The organism is Curtobacterium sp. MCLR17_032, assembly GCF_003234795.2.
In the GTDB taxonomy this organism is placed as follows: domain Bacteria; phylum Actinomycetota; class Actinomycetes; order Actinomycetales; family Microbacteriaceae; genus Curtobacterium.
In genome coordinates this window covers 1,901,902-1,922,744 of the sequence record NZ_CP126268.1, presented here as the reverse complement: position 1 = coordinate 1,922,744, position 20,843 = coordinate 1,901,902, and the positions used below count along the sequence as shown (strand labels likewise).

The following is a 20,843-nucleotide window of genomic DNA, read 5'->3' as shown; positions in this document are numbered from 1 at the left end:
CCGGTCAAGGGCAACGAGGGGCCGCAGTTGCTACGGTCTCGAGATGGCACGACTCGACGGCGACGCAGGGACCGTGACACGGCCCGCCACGGTCGAGGACGCCGAGAGCATCGCCCGTGTGCACGCGACCTCATGGCGCGAGACGTACGGTCGGCTGGTCGAGGATCCGGACACGAACCCCTGGTTCGACGTCGACCGACGAGTCGGCATGTGGCGGACGTACCTGGAAGACGGGGTCTTCTCCACCACCGTGGCCGAGGATCCGACCGGCGTGATCGGGTTCGCGGCCGCCCAACGCGCAGTCGAGCCCGACGCGGTCCGCCCAGAGGAACTCGCCATGCTCTACGTGCTCGAACGGGCGCAGGGAACGGGAGCCGGTCAAGCGCTCCTCGACGGGGTGCTCGGCGGACGTCCTGCGTCGCTGTGGGTGGCGGCGGACAATCCTCGAGCCCATGCGTTCTACCGCCGGAACAGGTTCACCGCCGACGGCGCCACCTCGAGCTTCGAGCCACTCGGCGCCACCGTGCGACTCGTCCGGTGAGCTGACGGTCCGGGAGATCAGGGCCGCGGGTGCGCACCGGCTGTGCCAGTCTGCTGACCGATGACCATCACGAACGCACCCTGGCACCACCCGCAGCCGGACCAGTCCGACGTGCACCTCGACGTCGTGCCGGAGGCAGTGCTGCACGCCCTCGCGGCCGGTGGGACCGACGCCACGACTCGCCGGCCCATGTCGCCCTGGCTCACCGGGCCGGAGTGCGCGTCGCTGTGGCGCAGGAGGAGCGAGCAGATCCGCGAGCGCCCGGGCGACGCACCCTGGGTCACCCGGTTGATCGTCGACCCGGCCGTCGCCCTGCCGGTCGGCGTCGCCGGCTTCCACGGCCCGCCGGACGCGCACGGCATGGTCGAGGTGGGGTACCGCGTGGATCCGGCCCATCGCCGCAGGGGGTACGCGAGACGGGCACTCGAGACGCTCCTGGCGGTCGCGCAGGAGCACCCCGGAGTGCGGACGGTGCGGGCCACCGTCAGCCCGGACAACGCCGCCTCACTCGCCCTGATCGCCGCGTACGGGTTCGTCGAGAACGGCGAGCAGTGGGACGAGGAAGACGGCCGGGAGATCGTCTTCGAGGTCTCGGTCGACGGTCAGCGCCGCCCCACGGAGGACTGGAACCGCACCAGGTAGCCGTCCGGGTCCTGCACGAGGAACTGCTCGACCCCGGCCTCCTCGCCGCCGACCGGGTACCACTTCGTCTCCGGCTCCATGAAGAGCGGCCAGTCGGCGTCGCGCAGCACTGCGGCGAGCGCCCCGCTGTCGGACACGCTGACCTGGAAGTTCACGCCACGTCCCAGGGGAGCGTCGAGCGGACCCGTCAGCCAGTTGCGACCGACCCCGGCCTGCTCGAGCATCAGGTGTGCCGAGCCGAGGACGACGTAGGCGAAGCGCTCGTCGGGCCTGGCGTAGCTGACGGTGAAGCCGCAGAGGCCGCACCAGAACGCCAGGCTGTGGTCCAGATCGGCGACGAGGAGCTCCGGGACGAGTGCGGGTTCGAGGGCGTCGGTCACGGCACCATCGTGGCATCGAGCGAGGCAGCACCCGTGTGTCCCGAGCGTCGGGGCCCTAGCGTCGGGGTGTGCACACCCACGACGCCGTCGACCGCGGCCACGACCTGGTCCTCGAGCACTTCCGCTGGATCGACGGTGCAGCCGACACCTGGACCATGCTCCGGTCGGCCGACGCGCTGGCCGGGATCGTCGCGGGGCTCGCCGCACTGGTCGAGGACGCTCGCCCGGACGTCGTGGTCGGCATCGAGTCCCGCGGTTTCGTGCTCGCGCCGGCCGTCGCCCTGACGCTCGGAGTGGGCTTCGCCCCGGTCCGGAAGGACGGCGCGCTGTTCCCCGGACCGCTGGTCGAGCGGACGACGGACCGCGACTACCGCGGGAACCGACGGACCCTGTCGGCGCGCCGAGACCTGTTCGCTGCCGGGCAACGGGTCGTCCTGGTCGACGACTGGATCGAGACCGGCAGCCAGGCGCTCGCGGTCGCGGACCTGGTCGCCGATGCAGGAGCGGACCTCGTCGGCGTCGCGGTGGTCGTCGACGAAGCGGGCCCCGGAGCGCGCGCAGCACTCCCGATGCTGCGGAGCCTCGTCCGGTCGTCCGAGCTCGACGCGGGTCGCCGCAGCTGACCCCGTCGGCGCTCCTCCGGCGCCGGACGGCAGTGCCGGGAGGCCCACCCCGGCCCCGCGACGAGCCGCACCGGTCCCAGGGGCCCAGCCCGCGCCTCCAGTACGATCCGGTCTCGTGCCGAACGTCGTCCGCCGCCCCCGCTCCGCGATCCGGAGGCCCGTGACGGTCGCCGTCATCGCGGTGCTCCTGCTCGTCGTCGCGTTCCTGGTGGCCGCCGCGGTCGTGCCGTTCGCTCCGGCGACGGCCAGCACGGCGACGTACCGTCCGCCGACCGCGAGCGCCGCAGACGTCCGGTTCCCCGACTACGGCGCGACCGCGGTCGAGGCGGACGGCTTCCCGGAGAGCCTGACGACGAGCGGCGACCGGAAGGCCCGTTCGATCGCGAGCATCTCGAAGGTCGTGACGGCCCTGGTCGTGCTCGAGGAGAAGCCGCTGCAGCCGGGGGAGCAGGGGCCGGACGTCCGGTTCACGCCCCAGATGGAGGCGCTGTACAGCCAGTACGCGGCGCAGAACGGCGAGGTCGCACCACTGCCGAGCAACCTGCGCCTGTCCGAGTACCGGGCGTTCCAGGTGATGCTGATGAAGTCGGCGAACAACTACGCCGGCTCCCTGGCGCTCTGGGCCTTCGGGTCGATGGACGGCTACCGCAAGGCCGCGGCGACGTGGCTCGACGCCCACGGCCTCGACGACACCACGATCATGGAGCCGACGGGTCTCGACCCCCGGAACACGAGCACGGCGACGGACCTGGTCGACCTCGGCAAGCTCGCCCTGGCGGACCCGCTGGTGAAGCAGGTCGTCGGGACGGCGAAGGCGACGGTGCCGGGCGTCGGCGACATCGAGAACTCGAACAAGCTGCTCGGCATGGACGGTGTCGAGGGCATCAAGACCGGCACCCTCGACGAGGCCGGCGCCTGCCTGCTCTTCGCGGCGACCTACCAGCGCGGTGGCCGGACGGTGACCGTGATCGGGGCGATGCTCGGAGGGGTCGACCACGACTCGCTGGACGCTGATGTCCGGAAACTGCTGCACTCGGTGGCGGACGACCTCCACACCATCACGCTGACGAACGCCGGGCAGACCTTCGGCACGTACCAGGCGCCCTGGCAGGAGGAGGTCGACGCGACCGCCAGCCGAGCGGCGTCGCTACTGGTCTGGGGACCCACGGACGTCACGGCGAAGACGTCGCTCGAGCCGCTGACGTTCGGTTCGGCGGGGGAGCGCGTCGGATCGGTGCGGTTCACGGTGTCGCACCACGACCCGGTGACGGTGCCGCTGCGCCTCGACCGGTCCATCGAGGACCCGGGCGTGTGGTGGCGGTGGTCGAACCCGTTCCGCGGTGTGGAGCTCGACCGGGCACTGGTCGGCTGACCGGGCTGGGCTGCGCTCAGTCCCGCGGCGCGACCGGCTGCAGCGACGTCCGCTTCGCCGTGATGCCGTCTCCCGACGACGTCCCCCGGACACGCCGGACGACCCACGGCACGAGGTACTCCTTGGCCCAGCCGAGGTCCTCGACCCGGGCCTCCCGCCAGGGACGTGCTGCGAGCGGCTCCGGGACCGCCGCGCCGAGTTCGTGGTCGACGCCGAGGGTGTCGAGCACGGCGGCCGCGACCGTCGCGTGCCCGAGCGGGGAGTGGTGCAGCCGGTCGGCTGCCCACATCCGCGGATCCCGGAGCACCCGGAGCGCCCAGAGGTTCGTGACGAGCGCCCCGTGCTTCAGCGCGATGGCCTGCAGGTGCTCGTTGTAGATCGCCGTCTTGCCGCGCACCATGCCGAGCACCGGCGTCATGCCGACGTCCGGTCCGGTGAACAGCACCACGGTCGCGCCGTCCCGCCGGAGGGTCTCGATCATCCGGTCGTACCGTTCGGCCAGCGCGTCCGGGTCGGAGCCCGGCCGGATGATGTCGTTGCCGCCCGCCGACACCGTGATCAGGTCCGGGCCCAGGGCGACGGCGGCTTCGGCCTGCTCGTCGATGATCTGCCCGAGCAGCCGGCCGCGGACGGCGAGGTTGGCGTAGCCGAAGTCCTCGTCGGTGCGGTCCGCCAGGGTCTCGGCGACACGGTCGGCCCAGCCGCGGTGGCCCCCGACCGACTGCGGGTCCGGATCACCGATCCCCTCGGTGAACGAGTCACCGATCGCGACGTACCGGGTCCAGGGATGCTCGTCTGACACGACACGCGACCGTACTCTCGTCCCATGACCGAGTCCACTCCCGGCAAGCGACGTCCCTGGACCGTGCCGGACGACCTCCTGGCACGCATCGCCGCGCGCGCTCCCGGCTACGACGCCGACAACGCCTTCCTCGCCGAGGACCTCGACGAGCTCCGGCAGGCCGGGTACCTCCGCATCGGGGTGCCGATCCGGGACGGAGGCTCGGGGCTGGGTCTCCGCGAGACCGCTGCGGTCCAGCGGACCCTCGCCACCGCGGCGCCGGCGACGGCGCTCGGACTGGGCATGCACCAGGTGTGGGTGCAGGCGGCCCGCAGCGTGTCCGCCCGGGGTGGGACGTTCCTCCAGACCGTGACCGACGCGGCGGCGGCGGACCGGCTGCTCGCCTTCGGGGTCAGCGAGCCGGGGAACGACGCGGTGCTCTTCGACTCGCTCACCACCGCCGAGCCGGACGGCGTCGGCGGGTACCGGTTCACCGGCACGAAGGTGTCGACCTCGCTCGCACCGGCGTGGGACCTGCTGAGCGTCTTCGGGAAGGACACCTCCGGCCCGGAGCCGCGACTCGTGCACGGGTTCGCGGTCCGGAGCGACGGCGGGGTGCGCCACCTGGACGACTGGGACACCCTCGGCATGCGGGCGACGCAGAGCCGGACGACGATCCTGGACGGGTTGCACGTGCCGGCGGAGCGGATCGTCCGCGTGCTGCCGGTCGGCCCGGTGGCGGACCCGCTCGTGTTCGGGATCTTCGCGGCCTTCGAGCTGCTCGTGGCGTCGGTGTACGTGGGGATCGCGTCGCGGGCGGTGACCCTGGCCGTCGAGCGCGTCTCCGGCCGCGTCGGGATGGACGGGACGCCCCGCTCGGCCGACCCGGACGTGCGGCGGGCGGTCGCCGCGATGCGGAGCGCGACCGACGCGATCGCGCTGCAGGTCGACGCGCTGGCACGGGACGTCGACGAACTCGTCGACCACGACCGGTGGTTCCCGCTGCTCGTCGGCACGAAGACCCGGGCGGTGGACACGGCGCAGCACGTCGTGGACGAGGCGCTGCGGGTCGTCGGCGGCTCGGCCTTCCGCGCGTCGGACGAACTGGCGCGTCTGGCGCGGGACGTCCGCGCCGGGCAGTACCACCCGTCGACGCGGGACTCGGCGATGCGGACCATCGCGGCGGCGGAGTTCGGACCACTGCCGCGCTGACCCGGGCTCGGTGTCGCTGGCCGGGCTCGGTGTCGCCGGTCCGTGCGAGCATGACCCGGTGAGCAAGCAGGACGGACGGAACCGACTCGTCACCGACGCGCCCGTCGACGACGCCACGGCGACGGTCCTGCACGTCGACATGGACGCCTTCTTCGCCTCCGTGGAACTGCTCGACCGCCCCGACCTCGTCGGCCTGCCGGTGATCGTCGGGCACGACTCCGACCGCTCGGTCGTCACCGCCGCCACGTACGAGGCCCGCAAGTACGGCATCAACTCCGCGATGCCGATGGCCGTCGCGAAACGCCGCTGCCCCGCCGCCGTGATCGTCGAGCCGCACTTCGAGAAGTACAGCGCCCGTTCGGCCCAGGTCATGCGGATCTTCGACCGGTTCACCCCGCGGGTCGAACGGCTCGGCATCGACGAGGCGTTCCTCGACGTCGCCGGTGCCCTGCGGTTGTACGGCACACCGTGGCAGATCGGCACCGAGATCCGCCGGACCGTGTTCGCGGAGACCGGCCTGCACTGCTCCGTCGGTGCCGCGTCGACGAAGTTCGTCGCGAAGCTGGCCTCCAGCCGCGCCAAGCCCGACGGCCTGCTCGTCGTCCCGCACGCCTACACGATCGAGTTCCTGCACCCGCAGCCCGTCTCCGCGCTCTGGGGCGTCGGCGGCAAGACGCAGGAGACCCTCGAACGCCGGGGCATCCACACCGTCCGCGACCTCGCCACCACACCGCTGCCCTCGCTCGTCGCCCTGCTCGGCCCGGCCGGCGGCCAGCGGCTCCACGACCTGGCCTGGGGCCGAGACCCGCGCACGGTCGAGGCCGGGGTGGGCGAGAAGTCGATCGGGCACGAGGTGACCTTCGGCCGCGACCTCACCGAACGCGACGACGTCGCCCGCGAACTGTTGCGCCTGGCCGAGAAAGTGGCCGTCCGACTGCGCCGAGCCGAGGTGCAGGCCCGCACCGTGGCGCTCAAGGTCCGCTACACCGACTTCAGCACGCTGACCCGGTCCCGCACCCTCGCCGAACCCAGCGACGTCGCCAAGCGCCTCCACCGCGAAGCCGTCGAGCTCTACGACGTCCTGCACCGACCGGGCAACCGCATCCGACTGATCGGTGTCCGCGGGGAGAACCTCGTGCCCGCGGCCGCGAGCAACGCCCTCTGGGACGACGACGCGCCGTGGCGGGAGACCGAGACCACCGTCGACGCGGTCACCGCGCGCTTCGGCGCCGGCGTGCTACGCCCGGCATCGCTCGTCCGCGCGACGCCCGAGCAGCGTGCCCCGCACGCCCGGCAGGACTGAGCGTGCCGGTACACTCGGGTGGAGTGAGCGCAGCGGAGAACATCGAGCACCAGGAACCCGCCGAACTCCCGATCGACGGGCTGTCCGACGCACCGGGCGGAGCGGCCCGTGACGGATCGGCACCGACCGAACCGGCGGCCATCGCCGAGGTCGCGGGCAACGCGGCGGCCGAGCACCTGTCCCCGGCGTTCCCGGAACGAGCCGCCTGGGGCACCGCCTCGAAGCTCCGCGCCTGGCAGGTCGAAGCGCTGACGAAGTACTTCGAGAAGGAACCGCGCGACTTCCTCGCAGCGGCCACCCCGGGCGCCGGCAAGACCACGTTCGCGCTGCGCCTGGCGACCGAGCTGCTCGCCCGCGGCACCGTCGACCGGCTGGTCGTCGTCGCCCCGACCGAGCACCTCAAGCGGCAATGGGCCGACGCCGCCGACCGCGTGAACATCCGGCTCGACCCGATGTTCAAGAACGGTGACGGCATGTTCGGCCGGCACTACCAGGGCGTCGCGATCACGTACGCCCAGGTCGGCATGAACCCGGAGGTGCACGAGCGCATCACCGCCGGCGGCAAGACCCTGGTCGTGCTCGACGAGGTCCACCACGGCGGCGACGCCCTGACGTGGGGTGAGGGCATCCGACTGGCGTTCTCGAAGGCCACCCGGCGGCTCTCGCTCTCCGGCACCCCGTTCCGCTCCGACACCGCACCGATCCCGTTCGTGCAGTACGCCCCGGACGAGCAGGGCATCCGCACCTCGATCTCCGACTACAACTACGGCTACGGCCGCGCGCTGAAGGACGGCGTCGTCCGGCCCGTGCTGTTCATGGCCTACGCCGGACAGATGCGCTGGAAGACCCGGATGGGCGACGAGATGTCGGCCTCGCTCGGCGACCCAGTCACGAAGGACATCACCGCGCAGGCCTGGCGTACCGCGCTGTCGCCCGAGGGCGAGTGGATGCCCGCCGTGCTGTCGGCGGCCGACAAGCGCCTCACCGAGGTCCGCCGTGGTGTGCCCGACGCCGGCGGCCTGGTGATCGCGACCGACACCACCACCGCCCGGGCGTACGCACGGATCCTGCAGCGGATCACGGGGGAGCGGCCGACCGTCGTGCTCTCCGACGAGGCCGCCGGCTCCAGCCGCATCCAGTCCTTCGCCGAGGACACCTCGCGCTGGATGGTCGCCGTCCGGATGGTGTCCGAAGGCGTCGACGTGCCCCGGCTCTGCGTCGGGGTGTACGCGACGAGCGCCAGCACCCCGCTGTTCTTCGCCCAGGTGATCGGCCGCTTCGTCCGGGCCCGCCGCCGTGGGGAGACCGCGTCGGTGTTCCTGCCGAGCGTCCCCGGCCTGATGGCCCTCGCCGCCACCCTCGAGCTGGAGCGAGACCACGCCCTCGACCGTCCGAAGGACGCCGAGGACGGCATGTACAACCCAGAAGACGCCATGGTCGCCGAGGCCAACAAGGAGGACCGCGCGTCCGAGAGCCTGCTCGACATGCAGCCGTTCGAGGCGCTCGACTCGCAGGCCTCCTTCGACCGGGTGCTCTACGACGGCGGCGAGTTCGGCACCGGTGGCGAGGTCGGTTCCCTCGAGGAGCTCGACTTCATCGGCATCCCGGGCCTGCTCGAACCCGACCAGGTGCGCGACCTGCTCCGCGCCCGCCAGGCGACCCAGGCGAAGCGGTCCAAGGGCCGGGTGCTCAAGGACGGCATGCCCAAGGCCCCCGAGCCCGAGAGCCGTCCGATGTACCTGACGATCAAGGAGCAGCGGTCCGAGCTGCAGCGCCTGGTGTCGATCTGGTCCCGGCACGCCAACGAACCGCACGGGTCGATCCACGCCGAACTCCGTCGGATGAGCGGCGGCCCGGCCGTGGCGCAGGCGAGCATCGAGCAGATCCAGAAGCGCATCGACATCCTGCGCGGCCGGATCGGCAATCGCCGGTGAGCCCGGTGAGCTGGGTCCGACCGTGATCGAGCCCGTCGACGACGACCGCACCTGGTACGTCAAGCGCGACGCGGACTCCTCGCCCGAGGCGATCATCGACCGGTTCGGCGGCGGCTACCGGCTGCGTCGGTTCTCGCTGCACGAGTCCCGTCGGACGCAGTACGGCGTGTACACCGGACGCGAGATCGCCGAGACCGCGTGGTGGCGCCTCCGCGACGGCAAGTGACGACCGGCGGCAGGTGACGGTCGACGGCGGCAAGTGACGGTCGACGGCGGCAAGTGACGGTCGACGGCGGGAAGTGACCAGGTTCCGCTCCGGATCGCCCGGACAGGTGCGGCGCTGATGACGGGGACGGGCAGGATCGGGTAGACCGGAGGAATGGCAGACTCCATCCCTCACGTCCTCGTCCTCGGCGGCGGCTCGGCCGGCTACACCGCCGTCAAGCAGCTGCAGAAGCACGCCGCCACGGTGCCCATGCGCATCACCCTCGTGGACCAGAACACGTACTACACGTACCTGCCGTTCCTGCCCGAGGTCGCCGGCGGTCACATCGCCCCCAAGGACGTCACCGTCGAACTCCGACGCGCGCTCCGCAAGACCCGGGTCATCCAGGGCAAGGTGACCGGGATCTCCTCGGCCGACAAGACCGTCGCGGTCGCCACGGCCGGCGGCGACGACCGCACCCTCGGCTACGACCACCTGATCGTGGCCCTCGGCTCGGTCACCCGCACGTTCCCGACCCCGGGCCTCGACGAGGTCGGCGTCGGCTTCAAGACGGTCGAGGAAGCCGCATACGTCCGCGCGAAGCTCCTCGACAACATCGCGAAGGCCGCCGCCACCCGTGACGAGGACGAGCGTCGTCGTCTCCTCACCAGCATCTTCATCGGCGGCGGCTACACCGGCGTCGAAGCGATCGGTGAGCTGTTCGACGTCTCCCAGGCCGCGATCGCCACGTACCCGTCGCTCGCCGGCGAGCAGCCCCGCTGGGTGCTCATCGACGCGCTCGACCGCGTCGCGCCCGAGGTCGGCCCGGAGCTGTCGAAGTGGACCCTCGAGTCCCTCCGCGCCCGCGGCATCGACGTCCGCCTGAAGACCACCATGCCGAGCTGCGAGGGCGGCGTCGTCAAGCTGTCCGACGGCGACGAGTTCGCCACCGGTCTGCTCGTCTGGACCGCCGGTGTCAAGCCGAACCCGCTCCTCGACGCCACCGACCTGCCGCGCGGACCGAAGGGCCACCTCGCCGCGAACGCGAAGCTGCAGGTCGAGGCCGAGGACACCCACGAGGTCGTCGAGGGTGTCTGGGGCCTCGGTGACGTCGCGCAGGTCCCCGACCTGACCGCCGAGAAGCAGCCGGCGTACTACCCGCCGAACGCCCAGAACGCCGTCCGTCAGGCCGTCGTCGTCGCCGACAACATCGTGGCGACGATCACCGGCAAGCCGCTCACGGAGTACCGCCACCCGTCCATCGGCACGGTCGCCTCGTACGGTGTCGCCAAGGGCGCGGCGAACATCAAGGGCATCAAGATGACGAACCTGCTCGCCTGGCTCGCACACCGCGCGTACCACGTGTACGCGATGCCGACGCTGAACCGCAAGGCGCGCATCGTCATCGGCTGGGTCACCGGTGCCGTGTCCGGCCGCGACGCGACCTCCCTCATCAAGGAGACCGACCCGCGTCGCACCTTCGTCGACGCGGCGAAGAGCTAGCGCGCGCGTCCCGACGCGACTGCCTGCAGACGGGAGGCCCGGTACCAGCTGGTACCGGGCCTCCCGTCCGTCGTGGTGCCGGTCCGGCACCGGCCTGCCGGCGCGACTGGACACCGAACGCGGCCCTGGACCGCCTCCCACCTGCCCGGCGTCACCGTGGACGCCACGAGTGAGAGGAGCGCCATGCGTGCCATGACCTACCGCGGGCCGTACCGGGTCCGCGTCGAGGACAAGCCCGACCCCCGAATCGAGCACCCGAACGACGCCGTCATCCGCGTCGAACGGGCGGCGATCTGCGGGTCGGACCTGCACCTGTACCACGGCATGATGCCGGACACCCGCGTCGGCCACACCTTCGGCCACGAGTTCATCGGCGTCGTCGAACAGATCGGGTCGTCTGTCGAGACACTGAGCGTGGGGGACCGCGTGATGGTCCCGTTCCACATCTCCTGCGGGACCTGCTGGTTCTGCGCCCGAGGCCTGTTCACGAACTGCCACAACGTGAACCCGAACGCCACCGCGGTGGGCGGCATCTTCGGCTACTCGCACACCACCGGCGGCTACGACGGCGGCCAGGCGGAGCGCGTCCGCGTGCCGTTCGCCGACGTCGGGCCGCAGGTGATCCCGGACTGGCTGGACCCGGAGGACGCCCTGCTGATGACGGACGCCCTGGGCACCGGGTACTTCGGCGCGCAGCTCGCCTCGATCCGCGAAGGGGACACCGTCGTCGTGCTCGGCGCCGGGCCGGTCGGGTTGTTCGCGGCGAAGTCGGCCTGGTTCATGGGAGCCGGACGGGTGATCGTCGTCGACCAGCTCGAGTACCGCCTGCAGAAGGCCCGCGAGTTCGCGCACGCCGAGACCATCAACTACGCCGAGGTCGACGACGTCGTGCTCGAGATGAAGAAGCAGACCGACTTCCTCGGCGCGGACAGCGTGATCGACGCGGTCGGTGCCGAGGCGGACGGCAACTTCCTCATGCACGTCTCGAGCGCGAAGCTGAAGATGCAGGGCGGGTCCCCGGTCGCGCTCAACTGGGCGATCGACGGCGTCCGGAAGGGCGGCACCGTCTCGGCGATGGGTGCGTACGGGCCGATCCCGAGCCTGGTGAAGTTCGGCGACGCGATGAACAAGGGCGTCACCATCCACATGAACCAGGCGCCGGTCAAGCGCCAGTGGCCGCGGCTGCTGGAGCACATCCAGGCCGGGCACCTGAAGCCGAGTGACGTCATCACGCACCGGATCCCGCTCGAGCACATCGGTGAGGCCTACCACCTGTTCTCGTCGAAGCTCGACGGGTGCATCAAGCCGGTGATCGTGCCGTGAGCAGGAAGGACCAGGAGCTGACCGACCACATGCCGTACGTCGCCGACCGGGCGAAGGACGTGCCGAGCGCCGACGAGCTGCGGGCGCGGATCCCCGGGTGGGGGAGTGACCTGGACCTCGCCGACCGGCCGAGCGTGCCCAAGCTGTCGCGCGAGGCCGGCTCGGCCACCGGGGCGCAATGGGTCCGCCCGGAGACACAGCCGGGTGCGGAGGGCCGCGAACGCTCGATCGAGCACGCCCACGTCACGCCGGTGTTCGGCACCGCGCAGCCGCTGTCCGGCCTCGCCGGGGTCGTCAAGTGGTACGCCTACCGGCGGTTCAGCGAGGGGCGCCTGCCGCACTGGATGTTGCTCGTCGTCGGCGACCGGCTCGACGTGGCCACCAACCGGGTGACGGACGCGCTGCGCGGACGGCCGGACCGGATCGTCGCGGAGACCGGCATCGCGGCCGAGCGGGCGGACAGCCCGGTGGGCGCACGTGTCGGCTCGTCGCGACGGGACTGGCGGCACGGGGTGCTCGACCCCGTCGTGACGATGTGGCCGTACCTGCTGATCGGTGGCGTCGCGGTGTGGGTGGTGCGTCGCGCGCGACGCTGACGTCGGGTGGCCGCGGCCGCGGCGGCGCGTTTCGCGCCTGGCGACACGGTTCGGGTCGCGTGGCGCGTGCCGTGTCGCTGGGCGCGAACGACGGGAGGCGCCTGGCGGGCGCGGGCCGTGCCTCCCGTCCGCCGCGGGCCGCGGCGCGTTTCGCGCCTGGCGACATCGCTCGCGTGCTGCGCCGCGTGCCGTGTCGCTGTGCGTGAACGACGGGACGCGCGCGGCCGCCGGGCGCACAAAAACGAACGGCCCTCCCGAAGGAGGGCCGTTCGCCGCTTGTCTCAACACAAGTGTTCGAGCATCTGCTCCGAGGAGCCGGTGCTGCGTGTCCGAGAGGGGACTTGAACCCCTACGCCCTAATACGGGCACTAGCACCTCAAGCTAGCGCGTCTACCAATTCCGCCACCCGGACTGGGTGTGACACCGAGCAACTGGTGCTGGCATCGGGCCGTTCAGCCGGGTTTCCCCGGCGTTCCTGCCGAGAGAAGACACTAGCACGGGTGTGAACGCCCGTTGAACACGGCTGCGCATCCCGGGCGCGGCGAGGGGAGCGTGCCCGTCGCCGGTAGCGTTGCACCATGACGTCCGAGCTGGAACGCACCGCGGCGATCGCGCGGGACCTCATCCGGATCGACACCACGAACTGGGGTGAGGGGAAGTCCCGCGGCGAGACCGAGGCGGCGCACTACGTCGAGTCGGCGCTGCAGGGCCTCGGGCTGACGACCCAGCTGTTCGAGTCCGAACCCGACCGTGTCAGCGTCGTCGCCCGGGTGCCGGGTCGTGACCGCAGCAAGCCCGGGCTCGTCGTCCACGGGCACCTCGACGTCGTCCCCGCCGACCCGGAGAACTGGTCCGTCGACCCGTTCGGCGGCGAGGTGCGCGACGGTTCCCTCTGGGGCCGCGGCGCCGTCGACATGAAGAACATGGACGCGATGATGCTGACCGCGCTGTCGGACGTCATCGAGCAGCAGGGTGCTCCCGAGCGGGACCTGGTGATCGCGTACTTCGCCGACGAGGAAGCCGGTGGGGTCCTCGGCGCACACCACGTCGTCGACACCCACCCCGAGGTCTTCGACGGTGCAACGGCGGCGATCAGCGAGGTCGGCGGCTACTCGATCACCCTCGGGGACCGGCGCGCCTACCTGCTCCAGACCGGCGAGAAGGCCCTGATGTGGGTGAAGCTCACCGCGCGCGGCACGGCGGCGCACGGCTCGCACGTCATCAAGGACAACGCGGTCACGAAGATCGCCGCCGCCGTGGCTCGGATCGGCAGCGAGGAGTGGCCGGTCCGGCTGTCCGACACGACGACCGCCATGGTCGCCGAGGTCGCGCGGTTCCTGGGCGTCGACCCGGTCGCCACTGGCCCTGACGAGGTCGCCCTCGCCACCGGTTCCGCCGCCCGGTTCATCCACGCGGCCCTGCACACGACCACGAACCCGACCGTCCTCAGCGCCGGGTACAAGCACAACGTGATCCCGGACCAGGCGACGGCGCTCGTCGACATCCGCTGCCTGCCCGGCGACGAGGACGCCGTCCTGGCCCGGGTGCGCGAACTGGCCGGCGACGACGTCGCGGTGACGATGACCCACCAGGACGTCGGGCTCGAGCAGGACTTCGGCGGCCCGCTCGTCGACGCCGTGCGGGACGTCCTCGAGCGACACGACCCGGGCGCCCCGGTGCTGCCGTACCTGCTGTCCGGGGGGACCGACAACAAGGCGCTCTCGCGGCTCGGCATCGCCGGGTACGGCTTCGTGCCGCTGCAGCTGCCGGCCGGCGTCGACTTCCCGGCGATGTTCCACGGGGTCGACGAGCGTGTCCCGCTCGCGTCGTTGGCGTTCGGTCGCCGCGTCCTCGGAGACCTGTTCGCGACCTACTGATACCGTGCATGGTCGTCGTCGGTGACGGCACAACCGAGTCCAGCACCGGCGAAAGGCCGCACACGTGCACATCTTCGAGGCGATCTTCCTCGGCTTCGTCCAGGGGCTGACGGAGTTCCTGCCGGTCTCCTCCAGCGCCCACCTGCGCATCGTCGGGCTGTTCCTGCCCGACGCGCAGGACCCCGGCGCGGCCTTCACCGCGGTGACGCAGCTCGGCACCGAGACGGCCGTGCTCATCTACTTCTGGAAGGACATCGTCCGGATCGTCCGGAAGTGGTTCGGTGCGCTGGCCGGCAAGGTCCCGCGGAACGACCCGGACGTCCGCGTCGGCTGGCTCGTGATCATCGGCACGATCCCGATCGGCGTCGTCGGGCTGCTCCTGCAGGACACCATCGAGACCACCTTCCGGTCGCTGTGGATCGTCGCGATCGTGCTCATCGTCTTCGGCGTCGTCCTGGGCGTGCTGGACCGCGTCGGCCGCAAGGTCCGTCCGATCGAGCAGATGACCTTCGGCGGCGGCATCCTCATCGGCCTCGCCCAGGTCCTGGCCCTCGTGCCGGGCGTCTCCCGCTCCGGCGCCACCGTGTCGATGGGGCTCGCCCTCGGCTACACGCGGCCGGCCGCGGCACGGTTCGCGTTCCTCCTGGCCATCCCCGCGGTGTTCCTGTCCGGCCTGTACGAGGCCGCCACGAGCCTCGGGGACACCGGCGCACCGTTCGGCCTCGCCGACACCCTCATCGCGACCGTGGTGGCGTTCGTCGTCGGCTTCGTCGTCATCGCCGCGTTCATGAACTACATCAGCAAGCGGAGCTTCATGCCGTTCGTCGTCTACCGGATCCTGCTCGGGATCGTCCTCATCGTGCTCCTGTCGTCCGGGGTGGTGCAGGCATGAGGGCCTGGTCCACTCCGTCCGTCCCGGAGGTCCCGGGCAACGGGCCCCGCCCGGTCGTGCACGACACCGCCACCGGCAAGCCCGTCGACCCCACCCGCGGTGCCGACCGTGCAGCCCTGTACGTCTGCGGCATCACGCCCTACGACGCCACACACCTGGGCCACGCTGCCACCTACCTGGCGTTCGACACGCTCGGCCGGGTCTGGCGCGACGCCGGCCTGCGGGTGCAGTACGCCCAGAACACGACCGACGTCGACGACCCGCTGCTCGAGCGCGCCACCCGCGACGGCGTCGACTGGCAGGAGCTCGCCGCCTCGCAGATCGACCTGTTCCGCCGCGACATGGAGGCACTGCGCGTCCTGCCGCCGGACGACTACGTGGCCGTCACCGACGAGGTCGACCGCGTCGCCGAGGCCGTCGCGTACCTCGAGGAGACCGGCTACGCCTACACCGTGCCGACGCCCGACTCCGACGGCGAGGACCTGTACTTCGACGTGCAGCGGGCGAACGACGTCTGGACGCTCGGTGACGAGAGCCGCCTGGACCGCAACACCATGCTCGCCCTCTCCGCCGAACGCGGGGGCGACCCCGACCGCCCCGGCAAGCGCGACCCGCTCGACCCGCTGCTGTGGCGTGCCGAGCGCCAGGGCGAGCCGAGCTGGGACACCGAGATCGGCCCCGGACGCCCCGGCTGGCACATCGAGTGCAGCGTGATCGCCGGTGACCGTCTCGGTCTGCCGATCAGCGTGCAGGGCGGTGGCAGCGACCTGGTCTTCCCGCACCACGAGATGAGCGCCGGTCACGCCGCGGCCCTCGCCCAGCAGCCGCTCGCGAACGCCTACGTGCACACCGGCATGGTCGCCTACCAGGGCACGAAGATCTCGAAGTCGCTCGGCAACCTCGTCACCGTCCGGGGTCTCCTCGACGACGGCGCCGACCCGCGGGCGATCCGCCTGGCGCTGCTGTCGCACCGGTACTCGGACGACTGGGAGTGGTTCGACGGGGACCTCGAGGACGCCGAGCGCCGTCTCGCGTCGTGGGATGCCTGGGCCGCCCGGACTGACGGCGAGCAGTCCGCCGCCGACGTGGTCGGACGCCTCCGGGCCCGCGTCGCGGACGACCTCGACACGCCCGGTGCCGTTGCGGTCGTCGACACCGCGATCGCCGCCGGCACATCGGCGACGCCGGAGCTCGTCGACCTGGTCGACGCACTCCTCGGCATCCGCATCGGCTGACGCAGAGCCGTCACCGGCGCACCGCTGACGGACGGGAGGCCCGGGACCAGCTGGTCCCGGGCCTCCCGTCCGTCAGGTGCTCGTGGTGGTGCGGCTCGCGTCCCCGACGCGGCTCACGCCTACTGCGGCGGCTGCGGCGGACGCCAGGGTCCTTCGCCGGCCGCGCCGTTGCCGTCCTTGCCGTCCTTGTGCTCGCGACGCCGGAGGTACTGCTCGAACTCCTGCGCGATCGCGTCGCCGGACGCCTCGGGGGAGTCGACGGTGTCCCGCGCCTGTTCGAGCTGCCCGATGTACGAGGCCATGTCCTCGTCGTCCGAGGCGAGGGCGTCGATGCCCTCCTCCCACTGCGCGGCGTCGTCGAGCAGGGTGCCGCGCGGGACGGTGACGTCGGTCAGCTCCTCCATCTTGTCGAGGAGCGACAGGGTGGCCTTCGGCGACGGGGCGTTGTGCACGTAGTGCGGCACCGACGCCCAGAGCGACAGGGTCGTGAGTCCGGCCTTGTCCATCGAGTCGGCGAGGACCCCGAGGATGCCGGTCGGGCCCTCGTACGTCGACTTGTCCACGTCGAACGCGGCACGGACGGTCGCGTTCTCGCTCGACACGAACACCGAGATCGGGCGGGTGTGCGGCACGTCGGCGAGCATCGCGCCCACGAACACCACGGCGTCGATCGAGTAGACGTCGGCCAGGTCGATGACCTCGGCACAGAAGCCGCGCCACGTGCGGGAAGGCTCGGGGCCGACCAGGACGAAGACGTCGCGCTCGGTCGGGGCGCCGGTCGCACCGATCACCGGGCGACCCTCGGCACTCGGCCCGTGCAGGACGATCCGGGGCCACTGGACGCCACGTTCGCCCTCGTCGTCGAAGCCGACCTCGGGCCGGTTGAACTGGTAGTCGACGTAGCGTTCGCCGTCGATCTCCCGCAGCTCGGAGAGTTCGAGCGCGTCGACGATGCGGCGGGCGAGACCGCTCGCGGCCTCTCCCGCGTCGTTCCAGCCCTCGAACGCGACGACGAGGAGCCGTCCGTCGCTGAAGGGGGAGTGCTGTGGCACGGCAGGGCCTCCTGGTGGTGGAGTGGTCCGCCGCGCTCGCGCGCGCGCCGACCGGACACGATCAGGCATCCACGATAGTCCCGCCGTCGGCCTGCCGCCCTCCACGTGCTGCGCTGCCGTCGCCGGGGTGTCGGACGCGCCCGCCCGGCGGCGGCGACCGGTCACGTCCGGTCGGGTACGGGGGTGTCCGACGCGCCCGCCCGGCGGCGGCGACCGGTCACGTCCTGTCGGGTACGGGGGTGTCCGACGCGCCCGCCCGGCGGCGGCGACCGGTCACGACCTGTCGGGTACGGGCCTCCAGAGCGACGGTCCGTGACCACTCGGCGGAGGTGATGCGGGGTGTCCTGACCGCTCGACGGCGCCGCAGGCACCACCGGACCGCCCCGGACGGCGTCGCCGGTAGACTCGTCGCCCGTGACCGCGCAACCCCCTGCCCCCGCCCAGCCCACGAGCGTGCTGCCCGATGCCGTGCTGTGGGACATGGACGGCACGATCATCGACACCGAGCCGATCTGGCAGGAGTCGCAGGTCGTGCTCACCGCCCGGTACGGCGCCGAGTGGACCCACCAGGACGGTCTGTCCCTGGTCGGCAGCGGCCTGGAGCGCTCGGGGGAGATCCTCCGCGACAAGGGCGTCGACATGGAGGTCGAGGAGATCGTCCAGTGGATGACCGACTACGTGGTCGAACGCCTGCACGGCGACGACCTGCCCTGGCGTCCCGGCGCCCGTGAACTCGTCGAGGAACTGCACGACCGCGGCGTCCCGACCGCCCTCGTGACGATGTCCCGGCGGACGATGGCGCTCGTGACGGCCGAGGCGTTCGGCGCCCGTGGCTTCCGGGTCGTCGTGGCCGGCGACGACGTGGACCGTCCGAAGCCGCACCCGGACGCCTACCTTGCTGCCGCTGCGCAGCTCGGCGTCGAGCCCACCGCCTGCATCGCGATCGAGGACTCCGCCACCGGCGTCGCCTCGGCCCGCGCCTCGGGTGCCGTCACCGTCGCGGTCGAGCACATCGTGCCGATCGCCGAGGGCGCCGGCGACGTGCACCTCACCACCCTCAGCGGCGTCGACGTCGACCGCCTGCTCGAACTCACCGGTCCGGCGCTCACCGCGCGTGCCGCCGAACGCCAGGGAGGCCCGGCCTCCGACCCGACGCCGGCCCCCGTCACCGAAGGGGATGCGCGATGAGCAACGACACGACCACGACGCCGGATGCCGGTGCGCACGACACCGGTGCGCACGACGCCGGAGCGCCGGACGCCGGAGCGCACGGCGCTGGTGCGGCCGACCACACCGTCTCCGCCGTGGAGGCGGAGCTGCCGCACACCGCCGGCGGCGCCCCGCACACCCCGCCCCGCGGGCCGTTCCGTGCCGGCGACCGGGTGCAGCTCACCGGCCCCAAGGGCAAGCTCACGACACTGTCGCTCGAGCCCGGCGTGGTCTACCACACGCACCGCGGCATGCTCGCCCACGACGACGTCATCGGGCAGCCGGACGGTTCGGTCATCCGTGCCAGCACCGGCGATGAGTACCTGGCGCTCCGCCCGCTGCTGAACGACTACGTGATGTCGATGCCCCGCGGTGCCGCGATCGTCTACCCGAAGGACGCGGCCCAGATCGTGGCCTTCGCGGACGTCTTCCCGGGCGCTCGAGTGGTCGAGGCCGGCGTCGGCTCGGGTGCCCTGTCGCTCTGGTTGCTCCGCGCCATCGGCCCGACCGGCAGCCTGCAGTCCTTCGAGCGTCGCGAGGAGTTCGCCGCGATCGCCCGGGGCAACGTCGGCACCTTCCTCGGCGCCGTCCCCGACAACTGGTCCGTCACCGTGGGCGACCTGGTCGAGGAACTGCCCGAGGCCGTCGAGCCGCAGAGCATCGACCGCGTCGTGCTCGACATGCTCGCGCCGTGGGAGTGCGTCGACGAGGCGGCGGACGCGCTCGCTCCGGGCGGCCTCATCGTCTGCTACGTCGCGACCGTGACGCAGCTGTCCCGCACCGCCGAGGCGCTCCGCGACACCGGACGCTTCACCGACCCGCAGTCCAGCGAGACCCTGGTGCGCACCTGGCACGTCGAGGGCCTGGCAGTCCGTCCGGACCACCGGATGGTCGCGCACACCGGCTTCCTGATCACCGCCCGTCGTCTGGCGGACGGGGTCGTCCTGCCGAACCTCAAGCGTCGTGCCGGCAAGGCCGAGTTCTCCGACGAGGACGTCGAGGCCTGGACGCCCGGCGCGGTCGGCGAGCGCGGGGCCAGCGACAAGAAGCTCCGGAAGGTCGCCCGCCAGGCGGCTGCCCAGGCCCGCAAGGTCGCCGCTGCCGAAGCGGCCTCGGCGGCGTCCGACCCCTCCGACGGCGACCGGTAGGCTTCCCCCGTGCCCGTCCTGCATCGACCGGAAAGAGGATCCGTGCGCGCCATCCCCGCACTCGTCGTCACCATCGGACTCCTCGCGTCGCTGACCGCGTGCGCCACGCCCGGGGCCGGAACGGCCGGCACGTGCGCCCCCTCCGGCGCCGCGTCCGAGTCCGTGACGGCGAAGGGCGCCTTCGGTTCGGAGCCGAAGGTCAACGTGCCCGCCGGTCTCACCGTCCGCGGCACCCAGGTCTCGGTCCTCCGCCAGGGCGACGGCCGCACGATCGGTGACGGCACCCCCGTGCTGCTCGAGTACACGCTCGTCGACGGTGCCACCGGAGCGGTCGCGCAGACCACCGGCTACACCGGCAGCACCGCACCGCTGACGGCCGGTTCGACCAACGGCGGCGCGCTCGGCAAGGCGCTCGAGTGCTCGCGCGTCGGCGACCGCCTCGCCGTGGTGATGCCGAAGTCGGCACTCTCCGGCACCGCCGCCACCGCCGACTCGGGCTCCACGTCGTCGAAGGCCGAGGACTCCGCCGTCTTCGTCATCGACGTCAAGCGCGCCTTCGACGCACGTGCCTCCGGGACGCCCCAGCTGGCGGGCGACGGCATGCCCGCCGTCGTGCTCGCTCCGAACGGCGCGCCCGGCATCACGATCCCCTCGTGGTCGGCGCCGAAGGAGAACGTGCAGCACCTGCTCCGCAAGGGCGACGGTGCGACGCTCACCGCGAAGGACACGGTCGTCGTCAAGTACACCGCCGTCTCGTGGGGCAGCAGCACGGCCGACTCTGCCGTCGTGGGCTCCAGCTGGACCGACGGCTCCGGCGCGCAGCCGTTGCCGCTGGCGAAGGGCCAGATCGCCGAGGGCATCCGCAAGGCGCTCCTCGGTCGTCACGTCGGCGACCAGGTCCTGGCGATCGACCACGAGCAGGGTGCCGCGTCCGGGTCCGCGTCCGCGTCGGCGTACGTCATCGACGTGCTCGGCGTGATGCCGCGCTGACGCGCACCGCAGGCTGCGTAGGATC

20 protein-coding genes and 1 tRNA gene are annotated in these 20,843 nt (G+C 72.1%); 17 read left to right on the top strand and 4 right to left on the bottom strand.

Translation table 11 applies throughout. The features are described 5' to 3' along the window. Positions 1-43: 43 nt before the first annotated feature. Complete coding sequence (locus DEI97_RS09115; protein WP_111073496.1) at positions 44-541, top strand: GNAT family N-acetyltransferase; 498 nt, start codon at positions 44-46, stop codon at positions 539-541. Positions 542-601: 60 nt separating this feature from the next. Then, positions 602-1,183 carry a GNAT family N-acetyltransferase gene (locus tag DEI97_RS09110; RefSeq protein ID WP_111073495.1) on the top strand — a complete coding sequence of 194 codons (582 nt, stop codon included), beginning with the start codon at positions 602-604 and terminating at the stop codon, positions 1,181-1,183. Here DEI97_RS09110 and DEI97_RS09105 read toward each other — a convergent pair. Continuing rightward, positions 1,144-1,563 (bottom strand): bleomycin resistance protein, encoded by a 420-nt coding sequence (locus DEI97_RS09105; protein ID WP_111073494.1) that lies wholly within the window; start codon positions 1,561-1,563, stop codon positions 1,144-1,146. The two genes, DEI97_RS09110 and DEI97_RS09105, sit on opposite strands and share 40 nt — an antisense overlap. 68 nt (positions 1,564-1,631) lie before the next feature. On the opposite strand from DEI97_RS09105, the gene DEI97_RS09100 reads away from it, so the two are divergent. Together DEI97_RS09100 and DEI97_RS09095 are read left to right on the top strand one after the other, a co-directional pair. After that, complete coding sequence (locus DEI97_RS09100; protein ID WP_220039164.1) at positions 1,632-2,186, top strand: phosphoribosyltransferase family protein; 555 nt, start codon at positions 1,632-1,634, stop codon at positions 2,184-2,186. A gap of 115 nt (positions 2,187-2,301) precedes the next feature. Beyond that, entirely contained in the window at positions 2,302-3,558 is a 1,257-nt protein-coding gene (locus DEI97_RS09095) for a D-alanyl-D-alanine carboxypeptidase family protein (protein ID WP_181439119.1), read from the top strand. Positions 3,559-3,574: 16 nt separating this feature from the next. Here the strand turns inward: DEI97_RS09095 and DEI97_RS09090 are convergent, their stop codons facing one another. After that, positions 3,575-4,360: an SGNH/GDSL hydrolase family protein gene (locus tag DEI97_RS09090; RefSeq protein ID WP_111073492.1), complete on the bottom strand. Its 786-nt coding sequence runs from the start codon at positions 4,358-4,360 to the stop codon at positions 3,575-3,577. 24 nt (positions 4,361-4,384) lie between these two features. Between DEI97_RS09090 and DEI97_RS09085 the strand changes: the two genes are divergently transcribed. The 7 genes from DEI97_RS09085 to DEI97_RS09055 all read left to right on the top strand — a co-directional run bounded on the left by DEI97_RS09085 (position 4,385) and on the right by DEI97_RS09055 (position 12,415). Next, positions 4,385-5,551 carry an acyl-CoA dehydrogenase family protein gene (locus DEI97_RS09085; RefSeq protein ID WP_111073491.1) on the top strand — a complete coding sequence of 389 codons (1,167 nt, stop codon included), beginning with the start codon at positions 4,385-4,387 and terminating at the stop codon, positions 5,549-5,551. A gap of 58 nt (positions 5,552-5,609) precedes the next feature. Next, positions 5,610-6,854 carry a DNA polymerase IV gene (gene dinB, locus DEI97_RS09080; RefSeq protein ID WP_111073702.1) on the top strand — a complete coding sequence of 415 codons (1,245 nt, stop codon included), beginning with the start codon at positions 5,610-5,612 and terminating at the stop codon, positions 6,852-6,854. A gap of 140 nt (positions 6,855-6,994) precedes the next feature. Continuing rightward, positions 6,995-8,788: a DEAD/DEAH box helicase gene (locus tag DEI97_RS09075; protein WP_111073701.1), complete on the top strand. Its 1,794-nt coding sequence runs from the start codon at positions 6,995-6,997 to the stop codon at positions 8,786-8,788. Between the two features lie 22 nt (positions 8,789-8,810). Continuing rightward, on the top strand, positions 8,811-9,014 hold the full coding sequence (locus tag DEI97_RS09070; protein WP_111073490.1) for a hypothetical protein: 204 nt from the start codon (positions 8,811-8,813) through the stop codon (positions 9,012-9,014). 153 nt (positions 9,015-9,167) lie between these two features. Further along, positions 9,168-10,496, top strand: coding sequence for an NAD(P)/FAD-dependent oxidoreductase (locus tag DEI97_RS09065; RefSeq protein WP_111073489.1), 1,329 nt, complete (start codon positions 9,168-9,170; stop codon positions 10,494-10,496). 183 nt (positions 10,497-10,679) lie between these two features. Next, positions 10,680-11,819, top strand: coding sequence for a zinc-dependent alcohol dehydrogenase (locus DEI97_RS09060; protein ID WP_111073488.1), 1,140 nt, complete (start codon positions 10,680-10,682; stop codon positions 11,817-11,819). Next, positions 11,816-12,415 (top strand): hypothetical protein, encoded by a 600-nt coding sequence (locus DEI97_RS09055; RefSeq protein WP_258376617.1) that lies wholly within the window; start codon positions 11,816-11,818, stop codon positions 12,413-12,415. The genes DEI97_RS09060 and DEI97_RS09055 overlap by 4 nt, the downstream gene beginning before the upstream one ends. 326 nt (positions 12,416-12,741) lie before the next feature. Here DEI97_RS09055 and DEI97_RS09050 read toward each other — a convergent pair. Next, positions 12,742-12,827: transfer RNA gene (locus DEI97_RS09050), tRNA-Leu, on the bottom strand. 166 nt (positions 12,828-12,993) lie between these two features. Here DEI97_RS09050 and DEI97_RS09045 point away from each other — a divergent pair. The 3 genes from DEI97_RS09045 (at position 12,994) to mshC (ending at position 16,419) form a co-directional block, all read left to right on the top strand. Continuing rightward, positions 12,994-14,292 (top strand): M20/M25/M40 family metallo-hydrolase, encoded by a 1,299-nt coding sequence (locus DEI97_RS09045; RefSeq protein WP_111073487.1) that lies wholly within the window; start codon positions 12,994-12,996, stop codon positions 14,290-14,292. Positions 14,293-14,356: 64 nt separating this feature from the next. After that, entirely contained in the window at positions 14,357-15,184 is an 828-nt protein-coding gene (locus DEI97_RS09040; protein WP_111073486.1) for an undecaprenyl-diphosphate phosphatase, read from the top strand. Then, a complete protein-coding gene (gene mshC, locus DEI97_RS09035) occupies positions 15,181-16,419 on the top strand; it encodes a cysteine--1-D-myo-inosityl 2-amino-2-deoxy-alpha-D-glucopyranoside ligase (RefSeq protein ID WP_111073485.1) in 1,239 nt (412 codons plus the stop codon). Before DEI97_RS09040 ends, mshC begins: the two co-directional genes overlap by 4 nt. Before the next feature lie 119 nt (positions 16,420-16,538). Here the strand turns inward: mshC and DEI97_RS09030 are convergent, their stop codons facing one another. Continuing rightward, positions 16,539-17,471, bottom strand: coding sequence for a proteasome assembly chaperone family protein (locus tag DEI97_RS09030; RefSeq protein WP_111073484.1), 933 nt, complete (start codon positions 17,469-17,471; stop codon positions 16,539-16,541). A 414-nt stretch (positions 17,472-17,885) separates the two neighbouring features. On the opposite strand from DEI97_RS09030, the gene DEI97_RS09025 reads away from it, so the two are divergent. The 3 genes from DEI97_RS09025 to DEI97_RS09015 are packed head-to-tail and all read left to right on the top strand — an operon-like array spanning position 17,886 to position 20,818. Next, positions 17,886-18,659 (top strand): HAD family hydrolase, encoded by a 774-nt coding sequence (locus tag DEI97_RS09025; RefSeq protein WP_258376616.1) that lies wholly within the window; start codon positions 17,886-17,888, stop codon positions 18,657-18,659. Further along, positions 18,656-19,828: a tRNA (adenine-N1)-methyltransferase gene (locus DEI97_RS09020; protein WP_258376615.1), complete on the top strand. Its 1,173-nt coding sequence runs from the start codon at positions 18,656-18,658 to the stop codon at positions 19,826-19,828. The genes DEI97_RS09025 and DEI97_RS09020 overlap by 4 nt, the downstream gene beginning before the upstream one ends. Positions 19,829-19,870: 42 nt before the next feature. Then, positions 19,871-20,818: an FKBP-type peptidyl-prolyl cis-trans isomerase gene (locus DEI97_RS09015; protein WP_111073483.1), complete on the top strand. Its 948-nt coding sequence runs from the start codon at positions 19,871-19,873 to the stop codon at positions 20,816-20,818. Positions 20,819-20,843: the final 25 nt, after the last annotated feature.

Bases quoted from the DNA above. Each gene is read 5' to 3' on its own strand.
- DEI97_RS09115 (WP_111073496.1), top strand. From the start codon at position 44: ATGGCACGACTCGACGGCGACGCAGGGACCGTGACACGGCCCGCCACG.
- DEI97_RS09060 (WP_111073488.1), top strand. From the start codon at position 10,680: ATGCGTGCCATGACCTACCGCGGGCCGTACCGGGTCCGCGTCGAGGAC.
- DEI97_RS09110 (WP_111073495.1), top strand. From the start codon at position 602: ATGACCATCACGAACGCACCCTGGCACCACCCGCAGCCGGACCAGTCC.
- DEI97_RS09065 (WP_111073489.1), top strand. From the start codon at position 9,168: ATGGCAGACTCCATCCCTCACGTCCTCGTCCTCGGCGGCGGCTCGGCC.
- DEI97_RS09045 (WP_111073487.1), top strand. From the start codon at position 12,994: ATGACGTCCGAGCTGGAACGCACCGCGGCGATCGCGCGGGACCTCATC.
- mshC (WP_111073485.1), top strand. From the start codon at position 15,181: ATGAGGGCCTGGTCCACTCCGTCCGTCCCGGAGGTCCCGGGCAACGGG.
- DEI97_RS09085 (WP_111073491.1), top strand. From the start codon at position 4,385: ATGACCGAGTCCACTCCCGGCAAGCGACGTCCCTGGACCGTGCCGGAC.
- DEI97_RS09020 (WP_258376615.1), top strand. From the start codon at position 18,656: ATGAGCAACGACACGACCACGACGCCGGATGCCGGTGCGCACGACACC.